At 68.6% G+C, this 19,930-nt stretch carries 18 protein-coding genes and 2 pseudogenes; 14 read left to right on the forward strand and 6 right to left on the reverse strand.

Annotated features, from left to right (window positions below):
* Positions 1-178: 178 nt before the first annotated feature.
* From OG747_RS30570 to OG747_RS30595, 6 genes are all read left to right on the forward strand, one after another.
* Positions 179-1,399: an Ig-like domain-containing protein gene (locus OG747_RS30570; RefSeq protein WP_405882589.1), complete on the forward strand. Its 1,221-nt coding sequence runs from the start codon at positions 179-181 to the stop codon at positions 1,397-1,399.
* A gap of 188 nt (positions 1,400-1,587) precedes the next feature.
* On the forward strand, positions 1,588-2,847 hold the full coding sequence (locus OG747_RS30575; RefSeq protein WP_405882590.1) for an Ig-like domain-containing protein: 1,260 nt from the start codon (positions 1,588-1,590) through the stop codon (positions 2,845-2,847).
* 91 nt (positions 2,848-2,938) lie between these two features.
* Positions 2,939-3,706 (forward strand): enoyl-CoA hydratase/isomerase family protein, encoded by a 768-nt coding sequence (locus tag OG747_RS30580; RefSeq protein WP_405882591.1) that lies wholly within the window; start codon positions 2,939-2,941, stop codon positions 3,704-3,706.
* A gap of 237 nt (positions 3,707-3,943) precedes the next feature.
* The gene (locus OG747_RS30585) at positions 3,944-4,552 is read left to right on the forward strand and encodes an ATP-binding protein (RefSeq protein ID WP_405885761.1); all 609 of its coding nucleotides are present in this window, start codon (positions 3,944-3,946) and stop codon (positions 4,550-4,552) included.
* Positions 4,553-4,733: 181 nt separating this feature from the next.
* Positions 4,734-5,543 carry a polysaccharide deacetylase family protein gene (locus OG747_RS30590; protein WP_405882592.1) on the forward strand — a complete coding sequence of 270 codons (810 nt, stop codon included), beginning with the start codon at positions 4,734-4,736 and terminating at the stop codon, positions 5,541-5,543.
* Positions 5,543-6,733 carry a beta-propeller fold lactonase family protein gene (locus OG747_RS30595; RefSeq protein ID WP_405882593.1) on the forward strand — a complete coding sequence of 397 codons (1,191 nt, stop codon included), beginning with the start codon at positions 5,543-5,545 and terminating at the stop codon, positions 6,731-6,733. The genes OG747_RS30590 and OG747_RS30595 overlap by 1 nt, the downstream gene beginning before the upstream one ends.
* 441 nt (positions 6,734-7,174) lie before the next feature.
* Here the strand turns inward: OG747_RS30595 and OG747_RS30600 are convergent, their stop codons facing one another.
* Positions 7,175-7,810, reverse strand: coding sequence for a GNAT family N-acetyltransferase (locus OG747_RS30600; RefSeq protein ID WP_405882594.1), 636 nt, complete (start codon positions 7,808-7,810; stop codon positions 7,175-7,177).
* A 68-nt stretch (positions 7,811-7,878) separates the two neighbouring features.
* Here OG747_RS30600 and OG747_RS30605 point away from each other — a divergent pair, with 68 nt between their 5' ends.
* From OG747_RS30605 to OG747_RS30615, 3 genes and pseudogenes are all read left to right on the forward strand, one after another.
* Positions 7,879-8,793, forward strand: a complete 915-nt coding sequence (locus OG747_RS30605; RefSeq protein ID WP_405882595.1) for a MerR family transcriptional regulator — start codon at positions 7,879-7,881, stop codon at positions 8,791-8,793.
* Between the two features lie 58 nt (positions 8,794-8,851).
* Positions 8,852-9,064 carry an EF-hand domain-containing protein gene (locus tag OG747_RS30610; RefSeq protein WP_405882596.1) on the forward strand — a complete coding sequence of 71 codons (213 nt, stop codon included), beginning with the start codon at positions 8,852-8,854 and terminating at the stop codon, positions 9,062-9,064.
* A gap of 243 nt (positions 9,065-9,307) precedes the next feature.
* Positions 9,308-9,988, forward strand: a pseudogene (locus OG747_RS30615) (NADPH-dependent F420 reductase); the annotation flags it as partial.
* Positions 9,989-9,999: 11 nt separating this feature from the next.
* Here the strand turns inward: OG747_RS30615 and OG747_RS30620 are convergent.
* From OG747_RS30620 to OG747_RS30635, 4 genes and pseudogenes are all read right to left on the reverse strand, one after another.
* Positions 10,000-10,563 (reverse strand): MOSC domain-containing protein, encoded by a 564-nt coding sequence (locus OG747_RS30620; protein WP_405882597.1) that lies wholly within the window; start codon positions 10,561-10,563, stop codon positions 10,000-10,002.
* 88 nt (positions 10,564-10,651) lie between these two features.
* Complete coding sequence (locus tag OG747_RS30625; RefSeq protein WP_405882598.1) at positions 10,652-11,005, reverse strand: hypothetical protein; 354 nt, start codon at positions 11,003-11,005, stop codon at positions 10,652-10,654.
* 544 nt (positions 11,006-11,549) lie between these two features.
* Entirely contained in the window at positions 11,550-11,879 is a 330-nt protein-coding gene (locus tag OG747_RS30630) for a barstar family protein (RefSeq protein ID WP_405882599.1), read from the reverse strand.
* Between the two features lie 221 nt (positions 11,880-12,100).
* Positions 12,101-13,222 (reverse strand): annotated as a pseudogene (locus tag OG747_RS30635) (RHS repeat domain-containing protein); the annotation flags it as partial.
* A 232-nt stretch (positions 13,223-13,454) separates the two neighbouring features.
* Between OG747_RS30635 and OG747_RS30640 the strand changes: the two are divergent.
* The 5 genes from OG747_RS30640 (at position 13,455) to OG747_RS30660 (ending at position 18,606) form a co-directional block, all read left to right on the forward strand.
* Positions 13,455-14,351, forward strand: a complete 897-nt coding sequence (locus OG747_RS30640; protein ID WP_405882600.1) for a LysR family transcriptional regulator — start codon at positions 13,455-13,457, stop codon at positions 14,349-14,351.
* Between the two features lie 38 nt (positions 14,352-14,389).
* Positions 14,390-14,956: a PPOX class F420-dependent oxidoreductase gene (locus OG747_RS30645; RefSeq protein ID WP_405882601.1), complete on the forward strand. Its 567-nt coding sequence runs from the start codon at positions 14,390-14,392 to the stop codon at positions 14,954-14,956.
* Between the two features lie 273 nt (positions 14,957-15,229).
* Entirely contained in the window at positions 15,230-16,345 is a 1,116-nt protein-coding gene (locus tag OG747_RS30650) for an epoxide hydrolase family protein (RefSeq protein WP_405885762.1), read from the forward strand.
* A gap of 863 nt (positions 16,346-17,208) precedes the next feature.
* Positions 17,209-17,622 (forward strand): peptidoglycan-binding protein, encoded by a 414-nt coding sequence (locus OG747_RS30655; RefSeq protein WP_405882602.1) that lies wholly within the window; start codon positions 17,209-17,211, stop codon positions 17,620-17,622.
* A 450-nt stretch (positions 17,623-18,072) separates the two neighbouring features.
* Positions 18,073-18,606 (forward strand): RICIN domain-containing protein, encoded by a 534-nt coding sequence (locus tag OG747_RS30660; protein ID WP_405882603.1) that lies wholly within the window; start codon positions 18,073-18,075, stop codon positions 18,604-18,606.
* Between the two features lie 347 nt (positions 18,607-18,953).
* On the opposite strand, the gene OG747_RS30665 is transcribed toward OG747_RS30660, so the two are convergent.
* A complete protein-coding gene (locus OG747_RS30665; protein ID WP_405882604.1) occupies positions 18,954-19,823 on the reverse strand; it encodes a DUF2690 domain-containing protein in 870 nt (289 codons plus the stop codon).
* Between the last annotated feature and the right edge of the window lie 107 nt (positions 19,824-19,930).

A 19,930-nucleotide genomic window follows, 5' to 3' on the forward strand; every position in this document is an offset into this window, starting at 1 on the left:
GTGGAACGGCACAAAAGGAGCGTGCGGCGTCCCGCCCCCTCTTTTCGGCGCAATCGCCTCCGGCGCGCCCCTGCGGCTCACGGGCGCGGCTCCCCGTCGCGTCGTCCTCCCCACTGTTCTGCCCAGAGCTTGGCTCGCACTCACGTTTCCCCAGAGGTGCACAATCGTTGGGCCCCTCGTGAAGCACGTACAGACACGCGCGCGGCGCGCAGGGGCCGCGCTGGCCGCCGTACTGACCTGGGCCGGCCTGCTGGCCGGAGCCGTCGGCTGCTCCTCGGACGGGATGGACGAAGTACTCGGCAAACCCCCCGCCGCCGAGGACGTCATCCGGGTGTTCCCCGACGACAACAGCAAGGACGTTCGACCCGGGCAGGCGCTGCGGGTGGCGGTGCCCGACGGACGGCTGGAGTCCGTGCAGGTCGTCAAGGACCAGGACGCGCAGGAGACCGCGGTGCCCGGGCACATCTCCGACGACGGCCTGGCCTGGCAGCCCGAGGACCGCCGGCTCGCGCTCGCCGCCAGGTACACCGTGGACGCGGTGGCCCTCGACGGGCGCGGGCGGCGCTCGGCGCGGCACACGACGTTCACGACGTACGTCCCCGGAGAGCGGTTCATCGGATACGTGAAGCCGGAGACCCGCTCCACCGTCGGCATCGGGATGATCGTCTCGCTGGAGTTCAACCGCGAGATCCAGAACCGGGCCGCCGTCGAGCGCGCGATCCACGTCGAGTCCAGCCCCGCGGTGGAGATCCGCCCGCACTGGTTCGGCAAGGACCGCCTCGACTTCCGGCCCCAGGAGTACTGGAAGCCGGGCACCAAGGTCACGGTCGGGCTGCGGCTGCGGGACGTGGAAGGGGCGCCGGGCGTCTACGGACTCCAGTACAAGACCTTCTCCTTCACCGTCGGCCGCAGCCAGGTCTCCCTGGTCGACGCCGCCGCGCACACCATGGAGGTACGCCGCGGCGGCGACCTCCTCGCCACGGTGCCGATCACGGCGGGCGCCCCCAAGAGGACGACGTACAACGGGAAGATGGTCGTCATGGAGATGCTGGAGGTGACCCGGATGAACAGCCGCACGGTCGGCTTCGGCGGCGAGTACGACATCTCGGACGTCCCGCACGCGATCCGGCTCACCGACTCCGGGACCTTCCTGCACGGCAACTACTGGTCGCAGCAGGACGTGTTCGGCACCACCAATGTCAGCCACGGCTGCGTCGGGCTGAAGGACGTGAAGGGCGGCAGCTCCAGCACCCCCGCGGGCTGGTTCTTCGACCGCACGCTCATCGGTGACGTCGTCGAGGTCGTCAACAGCAAGGACAAGGAAGTCGCCCCCGACAACGGGCTCGGAGGGTGGAACATGAGCTGGAAGGAGTGGAAAGCGGGCAGCGCGGCGAAGTAGCCCCGCGCAGGGGTACGCACGCGCCGTACGGGAGGGGACTCCAGCGCGCCCCCACACGGCCCATCTTGGGACTGAACAGTGACAATCCCGGGGAGCCATCTCTCCGAGCCGTGTGATTAATTAGCGCGATACGCGCGGGGACGCGCTGGGGTGCGGGCCTGATCAGGCCGTGCGAGGGGAGAACAGACTTGAACGGGCGACCGATTTCGGGGGCGTCGGTTGGAACGCGGGCACGTGGGAGCAGGGGGAGCAAGGGAATCCTGGCGCTGCTGCTGGGCGTGCTGCTGCTCGCCGTGTCCGCGTGCGGCGGGGGAGGGAGCTCGGACTCCGGGTCCGGGGACGGCAAGGGCAAGAGCGCGGGCGGCTCCGGCAAGGCGGACACCAAGGTCTCGCAGGCCGTGGTGACCATAGCCCCGAAGGACGGTACGGACGGCGTGGCCACCAGCGGGGCCCTCAAGGTCACCGCCGCCAAGGGCAAGCTGACCGAGGTCACGGTCGAGGACACCAAGGGCAACGCCGTCGACGGCGCGATAACCGGCGGGGGCGCCACCTGGACGCCCTCGACCCACCTCGCCTCCGCCACCAAGTACAAGGTCCACGCGGTGGCCAAGGACACCGACGGCCGGGAGGCCGCCGAGGAGTCCGCCTTCACCACCCTGACCCCGAAGAACACCTTCGTCGGCATGTTCACGCCCGAGGACGGTTCCAAGGTCGGCGTCGGTATGCCCTTCTCGATCCGCTTCACCCGGGGCATCACGCACCCGGACGCCGTCGAGAAGGCCATCAAGATCAAGACCGAGCCCGCCGTCGACGTCCAGGGCCACTGGTTCGGCAACGACCGCCTCGACTTCCGTCCCGAGCAGTACTGGAAGGCCGGTACGAAGGTGACGGTCGACCTCAACCTCGACGGCGTCGAGGGCCGGCCCGGCGTCTACGGCAAGCAGGCCAAGAAGGTGTCGTTCACGATCGGCCGCAGCCAGGTCTCCACCGTCGACGCCAAGACCCACAAGATGGTCATCAAGCGTGACGGCAAGGTCTACAAGACCATCCCGATCACCACGGGCAAGCCGGGCTACGACACCTGGAACGGCCAGATGGTCATCAGCGAGCAGCTCCGGGTGACCCGGATGAACGGTGACACGGTCGGCTACGGCGGCGAGTACGACATCAAGGACGTGCCCGACGCCCAGCGCCTGACCGACTCCGGTACCTTCATCCACGGCAACTACTGGGGCGGCGACGCCTTCGGCAACTACAACGCCAGCCACGGTTGTGTGGGTCTGCGTGACGTGCGCGGGGGCGGCGACCGCAGCACGCCCGCCGCCTGGTTCTTCGACCACTCCATCACCGGCGACGTGGTGATCGTGAAGAACTCCAAGGACAAGACGGTCGCCCCGGACAACGGCCTCAACGGCTGGAACATGTCCTGGTCGGCCTGGACCGCCTGATCGTTTCGCCTCGACGGGCCCGCTGTGCCAGGTCACCTCTGTGACCGAGCACACCGGGCCCTTTGTCGTTAGTCTTCGTTAACCTGCCCTCATGACTGTGCATCTCGAAGTGGCCGAAGGCGTCGGAACCCTCCGCCTGGACCGCCCGCCCATGAACGCGCTGGACGTCGCCACGCAGGACCGGCTCAAGGAGCTCGCCGAGGAGGCCACGCGCCGCGAGGATGTGCGCGCGGTGGTGATCTACGGCGGGGAGAAGGTGTTCGCGGCGGGCGCGGACATCAAGGAGATGCAGGCCATGGACCACGCGGCGATGGTCGTACGGTCCAGGGCCCTGCAGGACTCCTTCAGTGCCGTGGCCCGCATTCCCAAGCCCGTCGTCGCCGCCGTCACCGGGTACGCGCTGGGCGGTGGCTGCGAGTTGGCGCTCTGCGCGGACTTCCGTATCGCCGGGGAGAACGCCAAGCTCGGCCAGCCGGAGATCCTGCTCGGCGTGATCCCCGGCGCGGGCGGCACCCAGCGCCTCTCCCGGCTGATCGGCCCCTCCAAGGCGAAGGACCTGATCTTCACCGGCCGGATGGTGAAGGCGGACGAGGCGCTGTCGCTGGGGCTCGTGGACCGGGTCGTGGCCGCCGACGAGGTGTACGCCGAGGCGCACGCGTGGGCCGCGAAGCTGGCGCAGGGGCCCGCGATCGCGCTGCGCGCCGCCAAGGAGTCGATCGACGCGGGGCTCGAGACCGATCTCGAGACGGGGCTGGCGATCGAACGGAACTGGTTCGCGGGGCTGTTCGCGACGGAGGACCGGGAGCGCGGGATGCGCAGCTTCGTGGAGGAGGGCCCGGGGAAGGCCAAGTTCCTCTGAACTTCTCCGACAGCGACCGGCTCGTTCCTGTCGCAGGGACCGGCCGGTGCTGCGAAACTCACTCTCCAAGTTCCGCTGATCCACTTGCAGTTGACGCGATGTCTTAGCCGTTGTCCCCCGAAGGGCTGGTTTATCCGAACCTTAAGGCAGCCTTAAGGCTGCCTTGTCGGGGATGGTCGGCGATTGCCGCCAAGGGGGGCATTCCGGCAGGTCGGACGGGCCATGGTGGGCTCTGATCTGCCGGTGGCATATGCCTATCGAATGGCGCGGAATGAGGGCTTCCGGGGGGCGTATTCCCCCGGAACGGCCCCGAAGGGCGCTCTGGGCGGCCATGATGGGGGCATGGCGGGGCTGGAGGGTATCGAACAGCCGCGGCGGCACGGGAGTGCGACCGCGGCGCGCTGGTCGCCTGCGGTCGAGGACGAACGGGCGCTCAAGGCGCTCGAGTTGTTCGGGAATCCGACGGAGGCGGAGGTTCCGCTGCCGTCCCGCCCCGAGTCCGCGGCCACCGCGCGGCGGCTCACCCAGGTCGTCGTCCTGCGCCACTGGGGGCTCACCCCGAAAATGACCGAGGATGCCGTGTTACTGGTGTCCGAGCTCGTCGGCAATGCCGTGCGGCACACGGGCGCCCGCGTCTTCGGGCTCCGGATGCGGCGCCGCCGGGGCTGGATCCGCATCGAGGTCCGCGACCCCTCCCGTGGCCTTCCCTGTCTGATGCCGGTCCAGGAGATGGACCTGAGCGGCCGCGGCCTCTTCCTTGTCGACAAGCTCTCCGACCGCTGGGGCGTCGACCTCCTGCCGCGAGGCAAGACGACCTGGTTCGAGATGCGCGTCGCCGACCGCTGACCCCGCGCCAGGGCCGCACCGCGACCCGCACCCCCGCCAACTGATCCAATCATCCGTTTTCACCCCAAGACGCCCTTAAATGGTGCGGGTGACCACGCCCGCTCGCCCTCCTCAGCCGCCCACCGAAGAAAGCACCGGTGCTTCCGCCGATGCAAGCACCGGCGGAAGCACCGAAAGAGACGTGGCGCGCGCGGCGCCGGACCGGCGGGCGGCGCTGCGGTCGGGTGTCGCGCTCGCCGCCGGGACGCTCGTCGCGGGGCCACTCGCCACCGGGTGTTCCGCGACCGGCGCCGTCGCGCATCCGGTCGCAGCGTCCCGTGCGACGGGCACCCCCCGCGCCACACCCGCCGCCAAGCCCCTCGGCGCGCCCGCGCCCCGCCGCTTCCCACGGCAGCCCGCCGAGGTCACCCACGGCCCCCGCGACCGCCCCCAAGTCGCCCTCACCTTCCACGGCCAGGGCGATCCGGCCCTCGCCGAGTCACTGCTCGGCGAGGCCGAGAAGGGCGGCGCCCGGGTCACCGTGCTCGCGGTGGGCAGCTGGCTCGACGAGCACCCGGACATCGCCCGCCGCATCCTCGGCGGCGGCCACGACCTCGGCAACCACACCCTGCGCCACGTCGACATCAACGCGATGTCCGAGCAGGACGCGGAGGCGGAGATCCGGGGCTGCGCGGAGCGCCTGAGGCGCCTGACCGGCTCGATCGGCACCTGGTTCAGACCCTCCCGCGCCCCTCGCGCCTCGCCCCTCGTGGAGAGCGTGGCCCGCCGGGTGGGCTACCCGCACGTCCTCTCGTACGACGTCGACTCGCTCGACTACACCGCGCCGGGCGCCCCCGCCGTCACCCGCAAGGTCATCGGCGAGATCCGCAACGGATCCGTGGTGAGCCTGCACTTCGGGTACGCGGACACGGTCGCCGCGCTCCCCGCCGTCCTGGAAGAACTCGGCCGTCGCGGTCTGCGCGCGGTCACCACCACGGAGCTGCTGAGCTGATGCACCGCAACCGGAACCTCACGAAGCGCGCCCTGCTCGCGGGCGCCGTACTCGCGGTACTCGCCGTCCTTCCGGGCTGCGGCGGCGGGTCCAAGGAACACGCGAACGAGGCCCTGGACACCCAGGCCGCCGTCAAGCCGGCCCGGCCGAAGCAGGTCGACGGCCTGCCCGGCATGCCACCCGTGCTCGACCCGACGGACGTCTACGCCGCCGACCGCCCGAACCAGCTCTCCCCGGTCGTCAAGGACTTCCCGTCCCGCGTCTACGTCCCCAACACCAACTCCAACACCGTCTCCGTCATCGACCCGAAGACGTACGAGGTCATCGAGACGATCCCGGTCGGTGTCCAGCCCCAGCACGTCGTTCCCTCCTGGGACATGAAGACGCTCTGGGTCAACAACGACAGGGGCAACACCCTCACCCCCATCGACCCGAGGACCGGCAAGGCGGGCAGGACCGTCTCCGTGCACGACCCGTACAACCTGTACTTCACGCCCAACGGCAAGTACGCGATCGTCATGGCCTCGCTCGACCGCGAGCTGGTCTTCCGCGACGCGCACACCATGAAGCGCGTGAAGACCGAGCCGGTCAGCTGCTCCGGCGTCAACCACGCCGACTTCTCGCTCGACGGCCGCTACTTCATCGTCTCCTGCGAGTTCAGCGGCGAGGTGCTGAAGGTCGACACCGAGAAGATGAAGGTGATCGCGCAGGAGAAGCTGCCCGTCCACGGCGCCATGCCGCAGGACGTCAAGATCTCCCCCGACGGCAAGAGGTTCTACATCGCCGACATGATCGCCAACGGCGTGTGGGTCCTGGACGGCGACAGGTTCACGAAGCCGGCCTTCCTCCCGACAGGCAAGGGCTGCCACGGCCTGTACGTCAGCCGCGACTCGCGCGAGATGTACATCTCCAACCGGGGCGAGGGCAGCATCTCCGTCTTCGACTTCACCCAGAACAAGCTGACCAAGAAGTGGCAACTGCCGGACGGCGGCAGCCCCGACATGGGCGGCGTCTCCGCCGACGGCAAGGTCCTGTGGCTGTCGGGGCGCTACAACTCCGAGGTGTACGCCATCGACACCCGCACCGGCGTCCAGCTGGCCCGGATCGCCGTCGGCAGCGGCCCGCACGGCCTCGCCGTCTACCCGCAGCCGGGCCGCTACTCGCTCGGCCACACCGGCATCTTCCGCTGATCCACGCCCGGTTGACCCGGAGGGTGGTGACACGCCGCCGTACGGGTGAAGACCCCCGGCCCGTCGCCGCAGAACCGAGATCGCGCTCGCCATGATCGCAACTCGCCTGCGGCGCCGGGCCGCCGCCGTCGTCGTCTCCCTCGCGGCCGTCTTCGCCACCTCGGCCACGACGTTCCCCGTGCCCCGGCAGCCCTGCACTGCAAGGCCGCCGCGCAGGCCAAGGCCGCGGCGCCCACCTGTCCCCAGTTCGACGACCCGGTCGAGGCCGCCGCCGACCACCGCGTGGACGTCGACCGCATCACCCCGCAGCCGGTCTGGCGCAAGACCTGCGGCACGCTGTACCGCAGCGACAGCCGGGTCCCCGCCACCGTCTTCCAGCAGAGCCTCTACCCCAAGGACGTCATCAACGGGCAGTACGACATCGGGTCACGGGGCGATGCGTCACCTGGCGATGAGCAGCGCCTCCGCCCCCACCGGACGGTAACCGGCCGCCTGGAACGCCCGCAGACTACGGGCGTTCCCCGGTGCCACCTGGGCCCAGACGGGCTCGCCGCCGAGGTGCCGCGCTGCCGTGGCGAGCCGGCGCCCGAGCCCCCGGTGCCGTACGTCTTCGTCCACTTCGACCGCGACCTCCAGACGTCCCGCGATCCCGCGCCCCAGGACCAGCACGCCGCCCTCCGTGGTCCACACCCGTACGTCGTTTCGCCGCTTGCGGGAACTGATGACCCGGGGATGATCGGGGTCGCCGATCTCCGTCAGGGCCAGGGGCGGTTCGCCGGAGAGCGGAGCGGCGACGTTCATCAGGTCGATGGTGTCGTTCGACCTCCCCGTGCGTTCCATGAGCGCGGTGAGGAAGCGGGGGTTCATGGTCGCGGCGAGCACGTCGCACTCGACCCGCGCCAGCGTCTCGCGCACCCATTCCTCGTCCTCGTCCGTGAAGACGACGGAGTGCGCGGTGAAGGCGAGGACGCCGGCGTCGCGAGGGGAGTGCTGGCGTACGACGGTGGTGGAGCCGTCGGGAGGCGGGAAGACACCACGCGCGGCCGCCTCCAGAATGTCCCGCAGAGTGTCACCCATCTCGCCCATCCCCCTTGCCCTTCCCGCCGCTTGAGTCTCCACCCACTGGAAGGCCCACACTCGCAGACATGATCGACGACGGCACCGGACTTTTCACCATCGGTGAGCTGGCCCGGGCCACCGGACTGACCGTGCGCACCATCCGCTTCTGGTCGGACGAGGGCGCGCTGCCCCCGGTGGCCCGCTCCGCGGGCGGCTACCGGCTGTACGACGCGGCGTCCGTGGCCCGCCTGGAGCTGATCCGCACCCTGCGCGAACTGGGCCTCGGCCTGGACGCCGTTCACAAGGTGCTGGCCGGCGAGACGACGGTCGCGGAGGTGGCCGCAGCGCATGTGGCCGCGCTGGACGCGCAGATCAGCTCGCTGAAGGTGACCCGTGCGGTGCTGTCGTCCGTGGCGCGACGCGGTTCGACCGCGGAGGAGATGACGCTGATGAACAAGCTGGCGCGGCTGTCGGCCGCCGAACGCAAGCGGATCATGGAGGAGTTCGTGGAGGAGATCTTCCACGGGCTCGACACGGCGGACCCGGTGATCCGCGAGCGGATGCGGTCCACCGCCGTGGACCTGCCGGACGAGCCGACGCCCGAGCAGGTGGACGCCTGGGTGGAGCTGGCCGAGTTGCTGCAGGACCCGGAGTTCCGGGCGCAGATGCGGACGGTGGCCGAGTTCAACGCGGCCGACCGCGGACAGGAGACCCCCGCCGGGTCGTCCATGTGGTTCGCGATGCGCCTGGTCCAGCTGGCGGCGCAGGCCCGCGAGCGGGGGATCGACCCCGAGGCACCCGAGGCCGAGGAGATTCTGCGGGGCCTGCTCGGCGACGCGGACCCGGCCGCCGTACTGGAACGTCTCGAGTCCGCCGCGAACGACCGGGTCGCCCGTTACCGGGAGTTGCTGTCCACCGTGAAGGGCCAGGGAACCCAGCCCGCGCACCGTGCGGAGTTCGCCTGGGTGGTCGCCGCACTGCGCGCTCGGTCGGCCCGATAATCTGACCTCCGTAAACGGCAGTGAACACGGCAGTCATGCACTACGAAGGGGCGGATCGGTGGCGGACATCGAGGAAGCACGCAAGCAGTTCGAGCGGATCGATACGGACGGTGACGGTTTCATCACCGCGGCCGAGCTCAAGAGCGCCCTCGCCCAGGGCGGCGACTGGAACGTCACCGAGTCGGTGGCGGAGGCCATCATCGCCGCCCGCGACCTCAACGGCGACAAGGTCCTCTCGTTCGACGAGTTCTGGACCCACCTGAACAAGTGAGCCGGACGGACAGGGGCGCCCACCGGTGATCCGGCGGGCGCCCCTTCGTCATGCCGTGCGCGCGGTGCGCAGGAAGGCCGCGAGCATGTCGATGCTGATCTCGGCAGCCGAAACCCGCATGGTGAGGCCCTGACCGCGACCCGCTGTCCGACTCGAACGGAAGTCACCCGATTGCCGTATGCCCCGGAATAGGGGAACGTGCACCGGGGTTGATGATCGCCATCAGTCCAGGAGCGTCAACCTCGGAAGGGCCTGTCACTCATGAAGATCGGCATCATCGGCGCGGGTAACATCGGCGGCAACCTCACTCGGCGGCTCACCGCCCTCGGGCATGACGTGTCCGTCGCGAACTCCCGCGGTCCGCAGACCCTGACCGCGCTTGCCGAGGAGACCGGGGCGACACCCGTCCAGGTCGAGGACGCGGCGCGCGGCGCCGAGGTCGTGGTCGTCACGGTCCCCGTGAAGGCGGTCCCGAACCTGCCGGACGGGTTCCTGGACGGAGCCGCCGAGGGTGTCGCCGTCATCGACACCGGCAACTACTACCCCCAGGAGCGCGACGGCAGGATCGACGCGATCGAGGACGAGGGCCTGACCGAGAGCCGCTGGACGGCCCGGCAGATCGGCCACACGGTCGTCAAGGCCTTCAACGGCACCTACGCCCAGGACATCCTGGACCGCCCGCGCCCGGCCGGCGCCCCCGACCGTTTGGCGCTGCCGGTGGCCGGCGACGACGAGGCGGCCAAGCAGGTCGTACGCGAGTTGATCGACGAACTCGGCTTCGACACGGTCGACGCCGGCGGCCTCGACGACTCCTGGCGCCAGCAGCCGGGCACCCCGGTGTACGGCCTCCAGGAGGGTCTCGCCGCGGTGACGAAGGCCCTGACGGAGGCGTCTCCGGAGCGCCCGGCGCACTTCCGCGGCTGAGACCGGACGGTCTAGACGATCTCCAGGGGCCGGTGCGGCCCGACCGGCAACTCGACCTCGATCGAGTCCCCGGGCCGCACCACACCCCCTTCCCGTACGACACTCATGACCCCGGACTTGTGGACGGCACCGCGGCCGTCCCCGTCCCCGTCCCCGCTCCCGTGCCTCCCGACCACCTGCTTGAGCAGCCCCTTCTGGAAGTTGTCGATCTGCGCGCAGGGATTGCGCAGCCCGGTGATCTCGACGACGGCCTCGTCTCCGAGGCGCAGCAGCGCTCCGACCGGCAGCCCCAGCAGATCGACCCCCCGAGTGGTGACGTTCTCCCCGAGCTCCCCGGGAGCAACGGTGAACCCACGCTCCCGCAACTCGTCGAACAACTCCTCGTGCATCAGGTGCACCTGGCGCAGATTCACCTGCGACGGATCCTTCTCCATCCGGAACCGGTGCTTGACGGTCACCCCCGCGTGCACATCCCCCTCGACCCCGAGCCCGGCGAGCAGCGTGATGCTCTCCCGGTTCGGCTTGGTGAAGGAGTACGTCCCGTTACTGCTGACCGCCGTGACCGTCCCACCCATACGACAGAGCTCCCCTCTCCGACGAACGACTTCCACTGAGCCGCAGGTCAGAGCCTACGTCGATGCCGTCTCGGCCGTCTCGGCCGTGTCAGTGGAACTCGTGCGTCAGCCGGATCTCTCCGACGATGTGGGCGTTGAACTCGTCGAGCTCCTCGGCCGGAACCCACAATTCGAGGATCGTCCGCCCGCCGGCCTGCTGGACGGGGTACCGGCGCAGGAACTCCGACTCGACCTCGAACCGAGTGACGAAGCCGGCCCCGTCGTGCTTCACGTTCCAGTCCCGCGCGATCCTGATCGCGTAGTCCTCGTCGAGCACCGGATAGAAGATCGGCTGCTCGGGCAGCCGAGGCGGCCAGGCACGCCACTGCGACGCGCGGACCAGGTCCAGCTCCTTGGGGCCGGTGGGGCGCCACAGGGTCGTCGTCGCCGGCCGGCTGGACATGCGCATCGCTTTCCGTACGGGCGGGGACCGGCTCGGGTCCGGTCGGTCTGGAGCCTGGACGATACCGGCCCCGCGAGCCGGGCGGCCAAGCGGTTTTTGCCCACTCCGTCGCGCCCGGCGACCGGTCAGCTCCCGGCTGCGGCCCACTCCCGCAGCGCCGCCTTGGCTGATTGCCACCCGGCCGGTTTCGTCAGCACTCGATGATATTGACCGTCGGCCCGCCCCGAGCCGTCTCCTTGTACTTGACGGACCAGTCGGCTGCTTTTGATCACGGGATTGACCTGCGGATTTGATGCAGGCAGGCCCTACTTGCGTCAGGTCGGGGACTTTTCGGGGACTTCTTGCCAGGGGCGCCTGCAAGGTATCCGGGGTCTTCGAAGTTTCGCGGTGTGGCCATCTGCCGGCGCCCGCCCGTATTACCTTCGCCCACGAGGATGTGACACTTCAGCGCCGAGTGTCACATCCTCGTGCCTCACCACTCGGGCGCCTGCACTCCCCGCGCACCGCTCAACTTCGAAGACCCGGTAGGCCGGGTCCTGGGGGATCACGCCTGGAGTTCGCGGCGCATCTCTTCCTGGACGTCGGGCGGGCCCAGCAGCACGGCCTGGAAGGTGGTCTTCTCCTGGCCCGGAAGCTCGGGTTGCCCCGCCCAGGACTTCGCGGCGTCGTTCAGGGCGCGAAAGAGGATCTCGCGTTCCTCGGGGCTCTCGGAGAGCACCGCGTCGGCGTCGTCGATGGTGATGAGGAAGTGTCTGGCGCTGAGCCAGTGGAGATCGCGTAGGCAGTCCCGCAACGCGTTCCAGTTCCAGCCGAAGTAGTCGGGCAGGCGCAGTGCCTCGTAGAACTGGGTGAACACCCCGTCGGAGTCGCGCATTTCCTGCCCTTGCATTCGGGCTGAGTAGATCAGCCCGGTGGGCGGCAGAGCGCGCGTCACGGGGATCGTGGAGTCTGCCGAGGCGAAACGGACTCCTGCTTCGTCTTGCGCCCACCACATGGTGTCGTTCACCTACCTGTATCCATGACGATGTAAGTCTGATAATGGGTCGGTGTGTAGTAGGCCGACCCGTCGCTGCCGGTGATGATTCTCTCACCGCCTCATTTCGGGTTGTCGATCGACTGGGCCGTGCCCCATTCCCTGTACTTGATCGGGTTTCCCTGGCTGTCGAACTCGGGCAGTTTGTAGCCGCCGCCCTTGCCGCTGTTCTCGAATGGCTGGGGAACGGACGGCCCCATACGCTGAGGACCCATGCCCTGAGCCTCCACGCCGGCCTCGCGGATGTCGCGCAGGACTGCCTCGGATTCCTCCGGCACCTCAGTGGGGATCCATCCGCTCAGTTTTGACGTGTCGCCCAGAGTCTGGCCCGCCTTGCAGTTCGGTGAGAGCCCCAGCGGGTCGGTCCAGGTGTGCGGGTGGGCGACGTAGGTGTGCGGGTTGGGCGCGGGGGCCAGACCGAGCGGATCGGGGGTGGCGTATCGGGCGGTCTCGGGTTCGTAGTGGCGGAAGTAGTTGTAGTGGAGGCCGGTTTCGGGGGCGTAGTACTGCCCGGGGAAGCGGAGGGGGGTGTAGCCGGTGGCGTCGGTGTTCCAGGCCGTGGTGCCCCAAAGCGTGCTGCGGGTGCGCCAGGCGATGTGTCCGTGTTCGTCGACGAGTTCGCTGGGAGTGCCGACGAGGTCGGTGACGATGGCGAAGAACCGGGAGTCGATCTCGTCCTGCGGGGCGTCGACGGAGGCGATGCGTTCGGTCTGGGCGATGGGGTGCAGACCCTGGTGGTCCCAGGTGAGCGTGACCTGGTTCGGCAACTCCCGTGCCCGTGTGGTCTGTTCACACAGCGTGGTCCCGTCCCAGGTGAAGTCGGTGCGTTCGACGACCGTGCGGCCGGCGTCGGCGTATCGGAGCTTGGCCGCTCGGCGGCCGAGGGCGTCATAGGTGTAGCGCCAGCGGGTGCCGTCGGGGGTGACGGTGGAGGTGAGGCGGTCTTCGGCGTCCCACTCGTAGCGCCATGTCTCGGGCTTGCGGGACAGGCGGGTCTTCTGGCGCATGGTGATGCGGCCGAGGGCGTCGTGTTCGTAACGGACGTTGCCGGCGCGGGTGATGCGGGTGCCGGTGTACGCACGCTCACCCGTCGCTTCGTGCTCGGGGTGGGTGGACGGCCAGGCAGCGGCGGCTTGGTTGCCTGCCGTGTCGTAGGCGTATGTCTCGGTCCAGGTGGCGGCGTGTCTTTCGGCTACGACTTCAAGCCGCCGCGCAAGTTCGCCGAACGCGACCACGCGAACATCGTTCAGTGGAACGAGTACGACCGTGGCGGGCACTGGGCGGCCCACGAGGCCCCGGACCTGCTGCTCGCGGACATCCGCGGATTCTTCGCGAAAGTAGTCTGAGCGGACGGGCGGCGGCGGTGCGATCCTGCGCCGCAGACGCCCGTCGGAACAGCCGATCAGGGGGACAGCGGTGGAACTGCGGGACATCGAAATCTTTCTCACTCTCGCGGAAGAGCTGCACTTCGGCCGGACCGCCCAACGGCTGCACCTGTCCCAGGCGCGTGTCAGCCAGTCCGTCAAGAGCCAGGAACGCCGCATCGGCGCCCGGCTGGTCGACCGCTCGAACCCCCGCAACGTCCAGCTCACCCTGCTCGGCAGGCAGCTCCTGGCCGAGCTGCTCCCGGCGTATCGGGACCTGGTCAAGGCCATCGATCACGCGCGGCTGACCGCCCGGGGCATATCCGGCCTGCTCCGCGTCGGCATGATCGGCTTCAACGCTTACGACTACCAGCCGTTCTGGGACGCCTTCCAGGCCCGGCACCCTCAGTGGGAGCTGCAGGTCCGGAACATCTCGTTCAACGACCCGTTCGGCTTGCTGCGCCGCGGCGACGCCGACATCGTCATCGCCTGGTTGCCGATCGAGGACCCCGACCTGACGGTGGGGCCGGTCATCGCCACCGAGCCGATGGCGGCGATGATGTCCGACCGCCACGAACTCGCCGGCGGCAAGGCCGTGTCGCTGGAGATCTTCGGCGACCGCGGGACGTTCGGGCCTGTCATGCCGCCGCCCGAGCACTGGGAGGACGCCTACACCCCCTTCCGCACCCCTACCGGCCGACCCATCGAACGTGTCGTGAGGGTCGAGACCTGGGAGGAGCTCCAGACCATCATCGGCACGAGTGACGCTGTCCACATGTCCATGAGCCACGCTGCCCGCTACGCCAACCGTCCGGGCATCACCTTCGTGCCCATCGCCGATTCCCACTGGCTCCGATGGGCGCTCGTCTGGCGCGCCGGATCCGAGACCGAGCAGATCCACGCCCTCGCCGAGGTCGTCCGCGACCTGGGCCGCCTCGACCAGAGCTGAAACCGCGGCATGCAGCCGATGACCGTCAAAGCCCGCGGGTGGGCGTCGAACCAAAGGCGCTTATTTGGACCTGGCACTTCCTGGTGATGCGCCAGTTCACCGACATCCTCCAGGGCTTCAATCAGACGCGCCTGAACCGCGTCGGCTCCTTACGGTCGCCAGCTGACAAGGAGCATAGGTGCTCAGTGGCGACGACCAGGTCAGACGGCGCGCCGCAGGTCAACCCGATGGGGTTCGTCCGGGACGGCGAGTTCATCTGGTTCACGCACACCACGGCTCGGCAGAAGTACAAGAACATCGCGCATGAGCCGCGGGTCGCCATCTCGATCGTCGACCCGGACCAGTCCTACCGCCACACCGAGATCCGCGGCGTCGTCGACCACATCGACGCCGACCCCGAAACGAAGATGTACCAGCGCCTTTCCGAGCGATACGAAAGGGGCTCCGCGGATTCCGGAGGACGCACCGGACCGCGTCGCGATCGCAGTGCGTCCGACGGGGGTGGGTGTTCGAGTAGGAACCGCCGGCCGCAGCGGCCGTGGAACGACTCTTCGAGCCACCAGGACGGCTCGTTGGACGTGGCCTTCGCATCGAGGGGCACCTGACGGTTCCACGGCCCGTCCGGACAGTCGGCGACGGCAGTGAGGTCTTCCTGCTGGCGAACGGCGACGGCCTTGCAGCCGAAACCGTGCCCGATCGCGGCGATGTCTGTCTCGGGGAAAACGTGATGGCGGCGACGCCGGGATGCGGAGCCCGTACTCATCGGAGTCGATTAGCGGGAGTGATCGTCGGCGAAGCGATTTCGGCGTTGTTTCCGGAAGGGCGCTGCCGCAGGCTGGCGCGTGTTGGAACATCCATAAGGAGCGTCAGTGCCTGAGATCAAGCCCTTCCGCATCGACGTCCCGCAGGACGACCTCGACGACCTGCGCGACCGGTTGGCACGTACCCGCTGGGGCAGCGAGATCCCCGGCGCCGGGTGGAGCCGGGGTGTGCCCACCGACTACCTCAAGGCCCTTGCCGGGTACTGGGCCGATGGTTTCGACTGGCGCAAGGCCGAAGCGGAGCTCAATGAGTTCCCCCAGTTCACGACGGAGTTCGACGGTCAGAACATCCACTTCCTGCACGTCCGTTCGCAGAACCCGGCGGCCGTCCCGCTGCTCCTGCTGCATGACTGGCCCTGTTCTTTCGTGCAGTTCGTCGAGGTCATCCGACCGTTGGCGGAGGACTTCCACGTGATCGTGACCTCGACGCCGGGCACCGGCTTTTCCGGTCCGCTCGACGAGGCCGGCTGGAACACCGGCCGCATCGCGGGCGCGTTCGTCGAGCTGATGGCCCGGCTCGGCTACAGCGGCTACGGCATCCAGGGAACGGGCGGTGGCGCCTGGATCGCCGCAGAGATGGGACGGCAGGCACCCGAACAGGTCATCGGCATTCATGTCAACGGCCTGGTCACCTTCCCCTCCGGAGACCCCGCCGAACTCGAGGGGCTGACCGGGCCCGAGCAGGAGCGGCTGGCCCGGCTGGAGAACTTCCAGCAGGACAAGATGGGCTTCAACGCCATCCAGGCCACTCGCCCGCAGACCCTCGCCTATGGACTTCATGACTCGCCGGTCGGCCAACTCGCGTGGATCTCCGAGAAGTTCAAGGAGTGGACGGATCCTGCCGCAGAGCTCCCCGAGGACGCCGTGGGCCGCGACCGGCTGCTCACGAACATCAGCGTCTACTGGTTCAGCGGCACGGCCGGCTCCTCGGCGAACCTCTACTACGAGGCAGGTCACGACGCGAGCGCCTGGGCCCCGAAGCCTCGCGGCACGGTCCCGACCGGCGTGGCCGTCGCCCTCGACACGGACATCGCCATCCGCCGCTTCGCCGAGCGGGACCACAACATCACCCACTGGACCGAACTGGAGCGCGGCGGCAACTTTCTCTCGCTGGAGCAGCCGGAGGCGTTCGTCACCGACGTCCGTGCCTTCTTCGGCACGCTCGACAACTGACGCCTAGGGGTGTCACCACGAGAGAATGCCCGGGCAGTCTGGAGGTGGACCGATTCGCCGGGTATGTCGAGTTGTCGCGCAGCCTGTCGAAGTCGACGTTCTCAGCGGTCGGCGCTGCCGGGTGGGACGACCCGTTCGGTGGGCCGGCCGGTGAGGGTGGCGGCCATGTCGAAGTGGCCGTCGTAGTGGAGGACGGTGAGGCGATTCAGCTCCGCGGTGGCGGCGATGAGCAGGTCGGGGAGGGGGAGGGCGCCGTGGAAGCCCGCGTTGAGTGCGCGGCGCTGGACGTCCAGCGCGCGGGAGCAGGTGTCGTCGTCGCTGCGCCGCTAGTCGAAGGCGTGGAGCCAGATGCAGATCCGGGTTGCTTCCGTGCTGTCCCGGGCCGAGTGGATCAACTCGTACTCGGCTCGGTGGGTTGGCCCACGGCGAGGAGGTAGCGCTCGTGGCGGGGCTTGAGTACCTCCTTGGCGTTCGGTTTCGTCCAGTACCTGCGGTGGCGCGATGCCAACGCCCGCCGCGGGGCCTCTTGCTGTGGATCGTGTCCCATCGTCCCGTCCTCTGCATCCCCCGTCCCGGGACGGACAGGGGGAATTCCGCGCAATCGCAGGTCACGGCTCTGGGAGGGTGTGGGACGACCTGCGGGAGGGGCAGATTCCGCGTTGCCCGCAGTGATCACTGTCTGGCAGGGTTCCGGGCGGCGCCCTCACGGGACCGTCACAGAGGGGCGCCAGACGTGTCGGCGCATCGGGGGAAGCTCCCTGATCATGCTGTGGAACCGTCACGGCCGGGGACATGACCCGCTCAGCACTCAATTACCCCACTAGCCGTCATACGCGGCGCGGGGCATCACACAGGAGTCCCAGATGAGCGTCAAGAGCAAGATAGCCAAGGGCGCGGTCGCCGTCGCCGTCGCCGCGACCGCACTGGCCGGTGCCGTGGGCACCGCCAACGCCAGCACCACCGCCCCTACAATCGGCAACGGGTACGCGAACAACGGCAATGCGGTGTGGTGCGTGCAGGAGAGCCTGAACTACTTCGGCAAGGAGCCCAATCTCCCGGTTCCTATCCCGACCGTCAGCCAAGACGGCATATGGGGTCCGAAGACCGAGCAAGCCGTGGAGGCTTTCCAGAAGGACATCTCCGGCGTCAAGGCCGACGGCTACGTCGGCCCCATAACGGGCGAGAACCTGCTCGGCTACGGCGACCCGTACTACACCGGATATGGCATCGCGAAGAACAACGCTTATTGCTACCAGTACATCCCCAGCACCACCTGATGAAGACTCACTGTGTCCGGGCGCCCGCCCCGGGTGGCCGGACACAGGGGGTATCTGGTGAGCTCGTGTATTCAGCTGTCGTCAGTTCTCTGCGTGATCCATCCCGACGGTGACCGGAGGTGGTCTCCGGCGGCGTACCGGCGCCACGTTCCTCCCGCCTGGGCGGCCGGCTTGGTCAGGCACGTCGAGTTGCAGCGCAGCCGGTCGAAGTCGAGGTTCTCAGAGGCAGCGAAGGCGCATGAAATCACGGAGTCGGGCACGGAGGCAAGATCCCTCTATAAATCGCCTGACGGACATCAATCGGCGTATCGCTCCCGCAGTGATCACCCAGCGTCCGAGCTCCGCTAAGAGATGGCGCAACAGGAAGACATGACGACCCGTCACTTCCTTGGATGATTGTATCTACTCGCGTAGCGCAGCGATCAGCTGCGCCGATGCCGGAGGTCACCCATGTCCATACGTCGCAAGACAGCCACGTTCGTCGGGACCGTCGTCCTCGCCGCGATCAGCTGTCTGGTCACCAGCCCCGCAGCCCACGCCGTCGACGGCGGCGCCGTCCAGATCCAGTTCCGCAACGGCCTGTGCCTCGACGTTCCCAACTCCGACGCCCGCAGCGGCCAGTTCGTCCAGCAGTGGGGCTGCAACGGCACCGACGCCCAGGTTTGGGAGATCACCGCGGTCGACGCCACGCACTTCAAGATCCATAGCTCGATCCACTACTCCCTGTGCCTCAACAACTGGGAAGGGGGCGACCAGACCGGCAACCACATCGTGCTCTACAACTGCGACGTCACCGATGGCGACGGCCAGTTCAACCTCGTCAACTACAACGGCGGCACCTGGCCCCTCTACGAACTCCAGCCCAAGAGCGCCGCCAAGAACTGCGTCAACATGTGGGGTGGCGACGCATGGGGCAACCAGGCCCGCCTCTACCCCTGCATCAACGGCGCCTCCAACGAGACCATCAACCTCAACTACCTGTAGCCCGTTTCGTTCCGCATGTGCCCCCGGTGAACAGGGCGTCGATTTCGGCGCGCAGGGCATGCATGGGCGATACTCGTGCGGTCATGGGCGTACGGCTCCTCGGAGAGCAGTGACGTGTGAACTGGCAGGTTCAGCACGGCACCCTACGCCCGTGATCATTTACACCGGTCCGTGGACGCGACTGGGCCGTGCTCTTCCACCGGACGGTGGAAGAGCCGCTTTACGGAACGGCGCTGCTTGCAGGCGGCCTCTATCCGGAAGCACGGATCACGACGGCTGGTGTGCGCGCCCTTCGACGGCGAGTGAAAGGCAACGGCGGCTCGTGGGGCCCGGATTCGGCATGCCAGTCACGGCTGGAGCGGCGCCGTGGGCGAGCACTCCATCTCCCGCTGGCTGGGGATCAGGCCGCAGATCGTCACCGAGGTGGCCGGGGCCCCAGAGGCCACCGCCAGCATGCGGGTGTAGGTGTCCGTGCCCACCCGTATGCGCGCATCCTCTGTGCGGCCCCAGCGATCGTGGATGGTCACCTCGTCCCCGATCGTCCCGTTCTCGATCCGCCCCCACACGGCCTGGCAAGTCGGGCTGTAGCGCAACTGGACCTGCAGTCCGCGCAACCACGTCTGGCGGACCGTACTGGCGTCCCACTGACAGTCCGTCGCCTGCGGTTCGCGGGACAGGCAGGTGTCGCTGTGGCACCCGGGCTTCGTCTGCTGGGCGACCGGATCCACCTGCGCCGGCGTCTGTGCCGTGGGCACCGCCCCACCCGCCGTCGCTGCGCCCTGGTCGGTGGTGATCAGCAGGGCGGTGAGCAGACTGCCCAGTAGCGCCCCGACGGTCATATAGCCGACCGGGGCGAGCCGCCGAGCTGCCTCTCGCAGGGGGGCCGCGGGCGGACGCGCCACAGGGATGTCCGCCGGCGCCTGTGCCGCCTCATCCACCGTCGTCGGCGCAGATTCGGAGGCCTGCGCGACGACCTCCTCCAACAAGGCGATCAGCCGCTCGGGTTCCTCCCCGCCCACGGTGGCCAGTTCTTCGACGGCTACGCGGGAAGGGAGCTGCTTGCCGTTGAGGAAACGCTCCCAGGACGAACTGCTGTAGTGCGTCACCGCGGCAAGTCGTCCGAAGCTCAGACGGGATTCCTCCTTGATACGACTCATCTCCCCGACGAGCCGCTCGCGTGCTGATGCCTTCTCCTCTACGGAGCTCTGGCCGTTCATCACCCTGTACCCCCTGGTCCATTTCGTGCGAAAGACACGATACGGCCAGGGGAAAACGGCTCACCAACACCGCGCGGGCCTGTCAGGACCCCTAGAACCTGCCCTGG

Source organism: Streptomyces sp. NBC_01384 (assembly GCF_045040035.1).
Taxonomy (GTDB): Bacteria; Actinomycetota; Actinomycetes; order Streptomycetales; family Streptomycetaceae; genus Streptomyces.

Bases quoted from the DNA above. Each gene is read 5' to 3' on its own strand.
- OG747_RS30580 (WP_405882591.1), top strand. From the start codon at position 2,939: ATGACTGTGCATCTCGAAGTGGCCGAAGGCGTCGGAACCCTCCGCCTG.
- OG747_RS30595 (WP_405882593.1), top strand. From the start codon at position 5,543: ATGCACCGCAACCGGAACCTCACGAAGCGCGCCCTGCTCGCGGGCGCC.
- OG747_RS30600 (WP_405882594.1), bottom strand. From the start codon at position 7,810: ATGGGTGACACTCTGCGGGACATTCTGGAGGCGGCCGCGCGTGGTGTC.
- OG747_RS30605 (WP_405882595.1), top strand. From the start codon at position 7,879: ATGATCGACGACGGCACCGGACTTTTCACCATCGGTGAGCTGGCCCGG.
- OG747_RS30620 (WP_405882597.1), bottom strand. From the start codon at position 10,563: ATGGGTGGGACGGTCACGGCGGTCAGCAGTAACGGGACGTACTCCTTC.
- OG747_RS30625 (WP_405882598.1), bottom strand. From the start codon at position 11,005: ATGTCCAGCCGGCCGGCGACGACGACCCTGTGGCGCCCCACCGGCCCC.
- OG747_RS30630 (WP_405882599.1), bottom strand. From the start codon at position 11,879: ATGCGCGACTCCGACGGGGTGTTCACCCAGTTCTACGAGGCACTGCGC.
- OG747_RS30655 (WP_405882602.1), top strand. From the start codon at position 17,209: ATGAGCGTCAAGAGCAAGATAGCCAAGGGCGCGGTCGCCGTCGCCGTC.
- OG747_RS30660 (WP_405882603.1), top strand. From the start codon at position 18,073: ATGTCCATACGTCGCAAGACAGCCACGTTCGTCGGGACCGTCGTCCTC.
- OG747_RS30665 (WP_405882604.1), bottom strand. From the start codon at position 19,823: ATGAACGGCCAGAGCTCCGTAGAGGAGAAGGCATCAGCACGCGAGCGG.